Raw genomic sequence first — 10,111 nt, forward strand, 5'->3', positions numbered from 1 at the left:
ACCCTACGGCTACAGCACCTCCCTTCGCGTCGCCTACGCCGCCTTCTTGCTCGTGGCGAGCTGCGCGAGCTGGCGCAGGATCTCGGTCGTACCGGCAAGCCGCTCCTCCGGCGTCTCCCAATCCTGGAAGAACACCACCTTCATGTCGGGCCGCACCTTCGCGGCCTCGCCGTGGCTGCGAATGAACGACACCAGCCGGTCCGGATGCGCAAAGGAGTTGTCGCGGAAGACGATGACCGCGCCCTTCGGACCGGCATCGACCTTCTCGACATTCGCGCGCCGGCAATAGGCCTTGATCGCCGCGACCTTGAAGAGATAGCGCACCTCGTCGGGCAAGACGCCAAAACGGTCGCGCATCTCGGCGGCAAAGTTCTCGATCTCCTCCTCGGTGTCGAGATCGGCGAGCCGCCGGTAGAGCGACAGCCGCACCGACAGGTCGCCGACGTAATCTTCGGGAATGAGCACGGGCATGCCGATCGTGATCGACGGCGACCAGCGGTCGGCCGCAGGCTCGGAAACGCCGGCCTTGAGGTTGACGATCGCCTCTTCCAGCATCGATTGGTAGAGCTCGAAACCGACCTCCTTGATATGGCCGGACTGCTCCTCGCCGAGCAGATTACCAGCGCCGCGGATGTCGAGGTCGTGCGAGGCGAGCTGGAAGCCGGCGCCGAGCGTCTCCAGTGATTGCAGCACGGTGAGCCGCCGCTCGGCCTGCGCGGTGATCTTCTGCTGCGCCGGCAGCGTGAACAGCGCATAGGCGCGCAGCTTCGACCGGCCGACGCGGCCGCGGAGCTGGTAGAGCTGGGCAAGGCCGAACATGTCGGCGCGATGCACGATCAGCGTGTTGGCATTGGGGATGTCGAGGCCGGACTCGACGATCGTGGTCGAGAGCAGGATGTCGAACTTGCCGTCGTAGAACGCCGTCATGATGTCCTCGATCACCGCGGGCGGCATCTGCCCGTGCGCGACCGCGACCTTCATCTCCGGCACGTTCTTGTCGAGGAAGTCCTTGACCTCGGCCAAGTCATCGATCCGCGGCACCACGTAGAACGCCTGTCCGCCGCGATAGCGCTCGCGCAGCAGTGCCTCGCGGATCATCAGGGGATCATGCGGGGCGACGAAGGTGCGAACCGCGAGGCGGTCGACCGGCGGCGAGGCGATGATCGAGAGCTCGCGCACGCCGGTCAGCGCGAGTTGGAGCGTGCGCGGGATCGGCGTCGCCGACAGCGTCAGCACGTGCACCTCGGAGCGGAGTGCTTTCAACCGCTCCTTGTGGCTGACGCCAAAGTGCTGCTCCTCGTCGACGATGAGCAGGCCAAGGTCGCGGAACTTGATCGCCTTGCCGAGCAGCGCGTGGGTACCGACAACGATGTCGACCGATCCGTCGGTGATGCCCTTCTTGACCTGGTTGAGCTGCTTGGTCGGGATCAGGCGCGAGGCCTGCGCGACCTGCACCGGGAAGCCGCGGAAACGTTCGGTGAAGGTCTTGTGGTGCTGGCGGGCAAGCAGCGTGGTCGGCACGACAACCGCGACCTGCTTGCCTTCGAGCGCGACCGCAAAGGCCGCGCGCAAGGCGACCTCCGTCTTGCCGAAGCCGACGTCACCGCAGATAAGGCGGTCCATCGGACGGCCCTTTTCGAGGTCCTTCAGGGTGGACTCGATCGCGCCCAACTGGTCCTCGGTCTCATCATAGGGGAAGCGCGCGCAGAACTCGTCATAGAGGCCTGGCTGCACCGGTAGCTTTGGCGCTTCGTGGAGTTGGCGCTCCGCGGCGATCTTGATCAATTCGCCCGCAATCTCGCGGATGCGGTTCTTCAGCTTGGCCTTGCGGGTCTGCCAGCCGCTTCCGCCGAGGCGATCGAGCTCGACCGTCGTCTGGTCGGAGCCGTAGCGCGAGAGCAGCTCGATGTTCTCGACCGGCAGGAACAGTTTTGTCTCGGCGGCATAATGCAGTTCGAGACAGTCATGCGGCGCGCCACCGACCTCCAGCGTCTGCAAGCCGATGAAACGGCCGATGCCGTGATCGACGTGGACGACAATGTCGCCGGCGCTAAGGCTCGTCACCTCAGAGATGAAATTGTCGAGCTTGCGGCTCGCCTTGCGCGGCCGCACCAGGCGGTCGCCCAGGATGTCCTGCTCGCTGATGATGGCGATCTCGTCGGTCTCGAACCCGCTTTCCAGGCCCAGCACGGCGAGCATGGTCTCGTTGCGCGGCGTCGCCTGCACGGTTCGCCAGTTATTGACGCTGGTCGTATGCGTCAGCTTGTGGTCGCGCAGCATCGAGGTCATGCGGTCGCGCGAGCCTTCGGTCCAGAGCGCAACGACGACTTTTTTGCGTTGGGCCTGCATGGCCATCACATGCGCGACCACCGCTTCGAAGACGTTGACGGTGGAATCGTTGCGCTCCGGCGCAAAGTCGCGGCCCTTGCGCGCGCCGGCATCGATGACGCTGGTGCCGTCCGCGGGCACCGAGAACTGCGTCAGCCGCACCAGCGGGATCGCGCCTTCGCGCTTTCCCCACTCCTCTTCGGTCAGATACAGCCTGTCAGGCGGCAGCGGCTTGTAGACGGCGCCACCGGTCGGATGCTCCAGCGCATCGCGGCGCGCCTCGTAGTAGTCGAGAATCTGCTTGAAGCGTTCGCGGATCGCGTCCTCGGCCTGCGGCTCGATCGCGACGGCAGCGCCTTGCAGATAGTCGAACAGGGTGTCCATCCGCTCCTGGAACAGCGGCAGCCAATGCTCCATGCCGGGATGGCGGCGGCCTTCGCTGACGGCCTCGTAGAGCGCATCGTCACGCTCGGGCGCACCAAACTCGGCGACGTAGCCCATGCGGAAGCGGCGGATGGTTTCGGTGACGAGCTGGAATTCCGAGATCGGCACCAGGTCGAGCGAGCGCATGTCGAGCAGCGTGCGCTGCGTCTCGGCGTCGAAGGAGCGGATCGACTCCAGGCTGTCGCCGAAGAAGTCGAAGCGGACGGGCTGGTCGAGGCCGGCCGGGAACAGGTCGAGGATGCCGCCGCGCACGGCATATTCGCCGGGCTCGCGCACGGTCGAGGAGCGGCTATAGCCGTTGTGCTCCAGCCAGGCGACGATGGTGTCCATCGGCACGACATTGCCAGGCGCAAGCGACAGCGCCTGCGCCGCCACCAGATCGCGTGAGGGCACGCGCTGCACGACGGCGTTGACGGTGGTCAGCACGATCAGCGGCTTGTCGCTGCCGGTGAGCGAGGCGAGCCGCGCGAGCGTCGTCAGGCGCTGGGCCAGGATGCCGCCATGCGGCGAGACGCGGTCATAGGGTTGGCAGTCCCAGGCCGGGAACTGGAGCACCGGCAGGTCGGGCGCGAAGAATTGCAGCGCGCGTTCGAGCTGCTGCATGCGCGGCCCGTCACGGCAGATCACTGCCAGGCTGACCGCTGACTTCTTGGGCCGAGCCGCGATGGCGCGGGCGAGATCGGAGACGACGAGCCCCTCGGCACCCTCGGCGACGTTGGCAAGCGTCAGCACACGGCCGGGCGCGAGCAATTCGGCCGGCGATTTCAACCCCTGTTTCATGAATTGCCATCCGCGACCGGGAACGCCTTGATGCGCGCAAACAGCGCGCCGGTGACATCGGCCGGCAGCACCTTGTCGCCGGTGATGGCAGCATAGAGATCGGGATCGTTGACCTCGAGCAGGCGCTCGAGTTCGGTCAGCTCCCTATCGGAGAGATTGCCGATCTCGGCGTCCGCAAAGCGACCGAGGATGAGGTCCATCTCGCGCGTGCCGCGGTGCCAGCAGCGGAACAGAAGCCGCTTGCGGCGCTCGTCCAGGCCGCCGCTCGATCGTGTCGTTCCCGTCATTTCTAGTGAATCCAGTCAAACGCCAAAAGCCCGGACGTGCCGGGCGGGGGTGATATAGCGGCTGAGGCGACCGCTGTCAGCCCTTTGTTGCAGCGGCTCACGGTACTCAAATCATCATGGCCCGGGCCGCTCGCCCGATGAAAAAAGCCGTGGATGCCCGGCATAAAGCCGGGCATGACGGGCAGGAACGATCCTAGATTCATCTCATGCGCCCCAGCCTGCTCAATCCGCTGTTTGCTCTCGTGACCAGCCTGCCCGGCGTCGGACCGAAGCAGGACAAGCTGTTGCGCTATCTGCTTGGCCGCGATGAGACGCCGCGGCTGGTCGATCTCCTGCTGCACCTGCCGAGCAAGGTCATCGACCGCCGGGCGCGGCCAAAGATTCGCGACGCCGTCCAGGGAACCATGGTGACGCTGGAGGTGACTATCGATCGTCATCGCCCACCGCCGCCGCGCAATGCGCGTGCGCCCTACCTGGTCTACGCCAGCGACGATACCGGCGACGTCGTGCTGACCTTCTTCCGCGCCAAGCCCGGCTATGTTGAAAAGCTGCTGCCGGTCGGCGAGAAGCGCTACGTCTCCGGCACGCTTCAGATGTATGACGGCATCCCACAGATCGTGCATCCCGACCGCGTGCTGGACGAGGCGTCCATCGCAAAGCTCTCCGGCATCGATCCCGTCTATCCCCTGACAGAGGGCCTGGCGCTCGGCTCGCTGCGCCGCGCGATCGCCCAGGCGCTGCAAAAGCTGCCGTCCCTGCCGGAATGGATCAGCCCCGAGGTGATGCGCCGCTGCCGCTTCCCGCCCATCACGGAAGCGCTCACCCGTGTGCACCAGCCGGTCGAGCTCACGGACGTGCTGCCGGACCAGCCGTTCTGGTCGCGCCTTGCCTTCGACGAGCTGCTCGCCGGCCAGCTCGCGCTGGCGCTGATCCGCGCGCAATTGCGCAGGCCCGCCGGCGTGCGCAATGCCGGCGATGGCCATTTGCGCAACACGATCATCGACGCCCTGCCCTATGCGCTGACGCCGTCGCAGCGTAACGCCGCGGCCGCGATCGCCGACGATTTGAAGCAACCCGTGCGCATGCTGCGGCTGCTTCAGGGTGACGTCGGCTCCGGCAAGACCGTGGTGGCACTGCTGGCTGCCGCCGCCGTCGCCGAAGTCGGCAAGCAGGCCGCGTTGATGGCGCCGACCGAAATCCTGGCACGCCAGCACATCAAGACCATCGCCCCACTCGCCGAGCGCGCGGGCTTGCGAGTTGCGATCCTCACCGGCCGCGAGAAAGGCAAGGAACGGCGCGACATCCTCGCGCAACTGGCCGAAGGCGAGATCGATCTTCTGGTCGGAACTCACGCACTGATCCAGGACGACGTGATCTTCAGGGCGCTCGCGCTTGCGGTCGTGGACGAGCAGCATCGCTTCGGCGTGCGCGAGCGACTGGCCTTGACGTCGAAGGGCGAAGCGGTCGACGTGCTGGTGCTGAGCGCCACTCCCATCCCGCGCACGCTGGTCTTGACCTATTTCGGCGACATGGACGTCAGCGAGCTGCGGGAGAAGCCGGCGGGCCGGCAGCCGATCGACACCCGCGCGGTGCCGATGAGCCGGCTCTCGGAGGTCATGGACGGCGTCGCCCGCGCGCTGCAATCCGGCAAGCTGGTCTACTGGATCTGCCCTTTGGTTGAGGAATCCGAGGCGGAGGGCACCGAGCATCTGACCAATGCGACGAAACGCTTCGAGAGCCTGCAAGAGCGTTTTGGCGATCGGGTCGGCCTGGTCCACGGCCAGATGAAAGGCACGGAGAAGGACCGCGTGATGGCGCAGTTCGCCGCCCACGAGATCGGACTTCTGGTCGCCACCACCGTCGTCGAGGTCGGAGTCGACGTGCCGGCTGCAACGATCATGGTGATCGAGAACGCCGAGCGCTTTGGTCTTGCGCAACTACACCAGTTGCGTGGCCGTATCGGACGCGGCTCGGAAGCCTCTACCTGCCTCCTGCTCTACTCGGAGCCTCTCGGCGAGATGTCGAAAGCGCGGCTGAGGGTGATCCGCGAGACCACGGACGGTTTTCGGATTGCCGAGGAGGATCTGAAACTGCGCGGCGAAGGCGACGTGCTCGGCGTGCGCCAGAGCGGCCTGCCCGGCTACCGCATCGCGCGCTCGGAGTTCCACAGCCAGCTTATCACGCAGGCCCGCGACGAGGCGCTACGGATCATGAAGGACAATCCGAAGCTGAGCGACGAGCGCGGCGAAGCGCTGCGCTGCCTGCTGTATCTCTACGAGCGGGACGAGGCGATCCCGCTGATCGGGGCGGGTTGATGCTCGTCGGCCTACCTTGTCCCCGTCAGTGGCGGGCCGACCAAAGGTTGGAATGGGCCCGTATGAACCTGCAATGCTCGGCTTCGGTCGAATCATTGGCCGGAAACATGCACTCGAGCCGCAGCTCCTCTGCAGTGACCGTCTGCGGCGTTCCGACCGTTGTGAGCATGGAGAAATAATCCAGCGTCACGCTGTCCTTGACGAAGGTGAGCGGAATCATCGGCATGGCGTCACCCGGCGATGGCGCGCGCCATTCCGGCTTCACGCCCGGATATCGCGACAATTCCGCCAGAAGGGCCTTCATCCTGTCGTTGATGACGCGTCCGACCGCCTCGCGATACACGCGCGCGAGCAATCCCCGGGCCGTCTCCGGCCAATTCGCCACGAAGGGACGCATGCCTTCCGGATCGAACATGAGGTGCAGCAAGTTCCGCGGGGTCGGTCGTGCGGACATGTCGATGAAGCAGTTGAACAGCTGCGGTGCGGCCTCATTGGTCATCAACACGTTCCAATGCCGGTCCATGACGATGGCTGGAAAGGGCTCGTGCTGACGCAGCATGCGTTGCAAGGCACGGTTGATGCTCGTCATGGCGGGCGCATCGAGGGCGGGATCGGAATAAGACGGCGCCTAGCCGGCGGCGAGCAGCAGCTCGTTTCTTTCGCGGAGCGGCACATCGAGGGCCTGGGCAAGATCGAGCAACATTTGGCGGCTCGGGATGCTGCGGCCACTCTCCACAAAGCTGATGTGCTTCTGCGAGACACCGGCATCGAACGACAGATCGAGCTGCGTCATGCCGCGAATATCCCGCCATTGGCGCAGGAGAGCGCCCGCCGAAGTGGCGCCTGTCTTGATGTCGCTGGCCATCGCTTTCATTTCGCGCAGTCCTTCTTGTCGATTTGCAGCTTCGTCAATGCGCGTCAGCAGTGGAGGTGCCCCGGCTGCCCCGGGGCACCCTCGCGCCCCCGATCTGAGCTGGATCAACCAAAGGCAACCGGGCCTACTGCACCGACCCAGCGACGCACCTTGGTGTCGTCCTTCTCGTCCATGTAGAAGAAATGGGTCATCGTGGGATGCACCGTAGCCGCCGACCGGTCATCGGGAGTCATGTCCACGACACCGCAAAACACCTTCAGTGAACCGGCATCCCAATATTCGGTGACATGATGCAGCGCAGTGAACCCGGTGTCGATGAAGGCCTTCAGATTGGTGCGGATTGCCTCGCGTCCCTTCCAATCAGCCACACCGAGGTTGCAGACGGCATCCTCGGTGAAGCAGTCAAAGCCCTTTCCGAAGGTTTTGTCGTCGATCTCCTTCCACATGTCGAGGAGCCATTGCGGCGGCTCCTTTCTCGTGAACATGACTTGCATGTCTCTCTCCTGATACAGTGACACAAGCTCGCCAGAAAGCTTCGTTGGATGCTCCGTGGCTGGCGAAGGATCAGGAGAGTAGTCGGACAGAGAATTGGCTCAATTACATGCCAGGTAATAAAGCGAACACCAAACCGCCGGCAACCTAGCCCTTCTTTTCCGTGCTCTTTTCAGCGAACGCCTTCAGCAGCTTTGCATCTGCCGCCTCGCCTTTCGCGTCCTCGGCGAGATGGTCAAACCAGCGCGCAAAACCCTCATAGATTTGACTTGCCGGATGGTCCGGTCCGAGGAAACCGGAAATCTCCCGCATCTCCGCGACCCAGCGATAGCTCTTCGGGATCATGTCCGGCAGCGCGGTGGATAGCCGCGCCAAAATCGCAGGCTGGCTGAGCGCGAGCTCGTCGCGCAGCGCATCGGCAGCGCCGGCCTTGGTGGCCGCGAGCACCATGGCCGAGCCGATTCCGGCGAGACCCTTGACGATACCTGCGTAGGACATTTTCAGCGCGGAGGCCGCGCCGACAGGGCCTTGGACGATCCGCAGGTCGAGACCGAGCTCTTTCAGCACGGCCAGATCCTTTGCGTGCTCGCCGGACGCATAGAACGCCGGCCCCTTGCTGCCCGGCTGCGGCGGGAAGCCGATGATGCCGGCATCGACGAACGGCGCCTGCGCCGAGCCGATGATCTCCTCAATCCCCAGCACAGTATCGACGTTGACCGCGTTGCAGTCGACGACCAGCGGCTTCTTCTCCCGCCTCACGATCACCGCGGCCAACCGCTCGGCGAGCGCCACGGCCTCGCCCGGAGGCACGATCGACAGTATGATATCGCAGCCCGCGATATCGGCATCCTCGGCGGCGATCATGCCCGCCTCCGCGGCGCGCTTTGCGGTTTGCTCGCTGCGCCCCTTCAGCGAGGTCAGTACGCGCGCGCCGTTTTCACTCAGGCGGCGGGCGACCGCGCTGCCCATGGCGCCGGGTGCGAGGATCGCGATGGTTGGGGACATGGCTCACTCCAGTTGGAATGCGAAAGCGATCTGCGTTTCGTCATCTGGAATGATAGCAGAGTGAGGGAACCGCAAAACGAATGCCGGCCATCCCGCGGCGGAATGACTGACGCTCATTCCACCTTGACGGGCTCGGGGCGCACGGCGGCGGCATTGGCGATGCGGGCGGCGTTCGCCACACCCGCGAGGGCTGCGATCTTCTTCGGATCGGGACTCGATCCCGGCTGCACCACGCCCGCCGACATGATCAGCGTCGCAGCATCTTCCGCGCTCAACTCGACCTCGATGATCTTGCTCTTGGGCACGTAGAAGAAGAAGCCCGTGGTCGGGTTGGGCGAGCAAGGCAGGAACACCGAGACGTGCTCCTCCTGTCCCGGCAGGCTGCGGGAGATGTCCTCGCTCGGCGATTGCGAGATCAGCACGATCGACCACATGCCCGGCGAGGGAAACTCGACCAGGCCGACTTTCCGGAAGCTCGAGCCCTTACCCGAGAACAGCGTCTCGAACACCTGCTTCAGGCCGCGGTAGATGGCGCGCACGGCCGGGATTCGGCCGAGGAAGGTCTCGCCGACATCGACCAGCGTCCGGCCGATCAGATTGGCAGCGAGGAAGCCGACCAGCGTCAGCGTGAAGAATGCGACAATCAGTCCCCAGCCGGGAACACCGTACGGCAGATAGGTTTCCGGCCGATAGGCCAGCGGCACGAACGGCCGCACCACCCCGTCGACCCAGGTGACGAACCACCAGACCAGGTAGAGGGTGATCGCGATCGGACCCGTAACGACGAGCCCGGTGAGGAAATAGTTGCGGAAACGGCCCATTAGGCCGGTATGCGGCTCCGGGGGCAGGTCTTCGGCAGGCGCAGGCGGGGACGCGTCGTCACGGGCGGTCATTCGGGTTCCAGGTCGGTCGCAGCACTCTAGCTAGGGTCTTCTAGCAGATTTTTGAAGGTGCAAGGCGACCGCGCCTGCTCTCCTTCTGTGCCCGGCCCGCCTATTCGACGGTCACCGATTTGGCGAGATTGCGCGGCTGGTCGACATCGGTGCCCATCACCACTGCCGTATGGTAGGCCAAAAGTTGCACGGGAACGGCATACACCATCGGCGTGAAGGCTGCCGCCATGTCGGGCATGACGATGGTGACGAGCGAATCGACCGTCGCCTCCGCCGCGCCCTTGGCGTCCGTCATCAGGATGATGTTGCCGCCGCGGGCGGCGACTTCCTGCATGTTGGAGACGGTCTTCTCAAACACGCGATCGTGAGGCGCAATCACCACGACCGGCACGGTCTCGTCGATCAGCGCGATCGGCCCGTGCTTAAGCTCGCCGGCCGCGTAGCCCTCGGCGTGGATGTAGGAGATCTCCTTCAACTTCAGGGCGCCTTCGAGCGCGAGCGGGAAGCTGGTGCCGCGGCCGAGATAGAGCACGTCGCGTGACTTGGCGATCCTGTGCGCAAGCTTCTCGATCTGCAATTCGGTGGTGAGCGCGTCCGCCATCAGGCGCGGGACCTCGACCAGGCCGTGCACGAGCCTGGTCTCGTCGTCCTCGGACAATTCGCCGCGCGCCTTGCCGGCCGCGACCGCGAGCG

The 10,111-nt window shown here is 65.0% G+C and carries 9 protein-coding genes; 1 reads left to right on the forward strand and 8 read right to left on the reverse strand.

What is annotated here, in order from left to right; translation table 11 throughout:
• Window positions 1-33: 33 nt before the first annotated feature.
• Window positions 34-3,552 (reverse strand): transcription-repair coupling factor, encoded by a 3,519-nt coding sequence (gene mfd / locus SO139_RS23795; protein WP_498540676.1) that lies wholly within the window; start codon window positions 3,550-3,552, stop codon window positions 34-36.
• Complete coding sequence (locus SO139_RS23800; RefSeq protein WP_449381727.1) at window positions 3,549-3,839, reverse strand: FAD assembly factor SdhE; 291 nt, start codon at window positions 3,837-3,839, stop codon at window positions 3,549-3,551. Before SO139_RS23800 ends, mfd begins: the two co-directional genes overlap by 4 nt.
• Before the next feature lie 206 nt (window positions 3,840-4,045).
• Here SO139_RS23800 and recG point away from each other — a divergent pair, with 206 nt between their 5' ends.
• Window positions 4,046-6,154, forward strand: a complete 2,109-nt coding sequence (gene recG, locus SO139_RS23805; protein ID WP_449381728.1) for an ATP-dependent DNA helicase RecG — start codon at window positions 4,046-4,048, stop codon at window positions 6,152-6,154.
• 25 nt (window positions 6,155-6,179) lie between these two features.
• Here recG and SO139_RS23810 read toward each other — a convergent pair whose 3' ends face one another.
• The 6 genes from SO139_RS23810 to SO139_RS23835 form a co-directional block, all read right to left on the reverse strand.
• Entirely contained in the window at window positions 6,180-6,743 is a 564-nt protein-coding gene (locus SO139_RS23810; RefSeq protein ID WP_449381729.1) for an MmyB family transcriptional regulator, read from the reverse strand.
• 39 nt (window positions 6,744-6,782) lie between these two features.
• On the reverse strand, window positions 6,783-7,019 hold the full coding sequence (locus SO139_RS23815; RefSeq protein WP_449381730.1) for a helix-turn-helix domain-containing protein: 237 nt from the start codon (window positions 7,017-7,019) through the stop codon (window positions 6,783-6,785).
• A gap of 113 nt (window positions 7,020-7,132) precedes the next feature.
• Window positions 7,133-7,522, reverse strand: a complete 390-nt coding sequence (locus SO139_RS23820; RefSeq protein ID WP_449381731.1) for a nuclear transport factor 2 family protein — start codon at window positions 7,520-7,522, stop codon at window positions 7,133-7,135.
• Between the two features lie 145 nt (window positions 7,523-7,667).
• Window positions 7,668-8,525, reverse strand: a complete 858-nt coding sequence (locus SO139_RS23825) for an NAD(P)-dependent oxidoreductase (RefSeq protein WP_449381732.1) — start codon at window positions 8,523-8,525, stop codon at window positions 7,668-7,670.
• A 113-nt stretch (window positions 8,526-8,638) separates the two neighbouring features.
• The gene (locus SO139_RS23830; RefSeq protein ID WP_449381733.1) at window positions 8,639-9,418 is read right to left on the reverse strand and encodes a DUF502 domain-containing protein; all 780 of its coding nucleotides are present in this window, start codon (window positions 9,416-9,418) and stop codon (window positions 8,639-8,641) included.
• A gap of 100 nt (window positions 9,419-9,518) precedes the next feature.
• Window positions 9,519-10,111 (reverse strand): SIS domain-containing protein (locus SO139_RS23835; RefSeq protein WP_498540677.1); only part of this gene is annotated, 593 nt, incomplete at its 5' end.

The organism is Bradyrhizobium sp. UFLA05-89, assembly GCF_059803475.1.

Bases quoted from the DNA above. Each gene is read 5' to 3' on its own strand.
- mfd (WP_498540676.1), bottom strand. From the start codon at position 3,552: ATGAAACAGGGGTTGAAATCGCCGGCCGAATTGCTCGCGCCCGGCCGT.
- SO139_RS23800 (WP_449381727.1), bottom strand. From the start codon at position 3,839: ATGACGGGAACGACACGATCGAGCGGCGGCCTGGACGAGCGCCGCAAG.
- recG (WP_449381728.1), top strand. From the start codon at position 4,046: ATGCGCCCCAGCCTGCTCAATCCGCTGTTTGCTCTCGTGACCAGCCTG.
- SO139_RS23810 (WP_449381729.1), bottom strand. From the start codon at position 6,743: ATGACGAGCATCAACCGTGCCTTGCAACGCATGCTGCGTCAGCACGAG.
- SO139_RS23815 (WP_449381730.1), bottom strand. From the start codon at position 7,019: ATGGCCAGCGACATCAAGACAGGCGCCACTTCGGCGGGCGCTCTCCTG.
- SO139_RS23820 (WP_449381731.1), bottom strand. From the start codon at position 7,522: ATGCAAGTCATGTTCACGAGAAAGGAGCCGCCGCAATGGCTCCTCGAC.
- SO139_RS23825 (WP_449381732.1), bottom strand. From the start codon at position 8,525: ATGTCCCCAACCATCGCGATCCTCGCACCCGGCGCCATGGGCAGCGCG.
- SO139_RS23830 (WP_449381733.1), bottom strand. From the start codon at position 9,418: ATGACCGCCCGTGACGACGCGTCCCCGCCTGCGCCTGCCGAAGACCTG.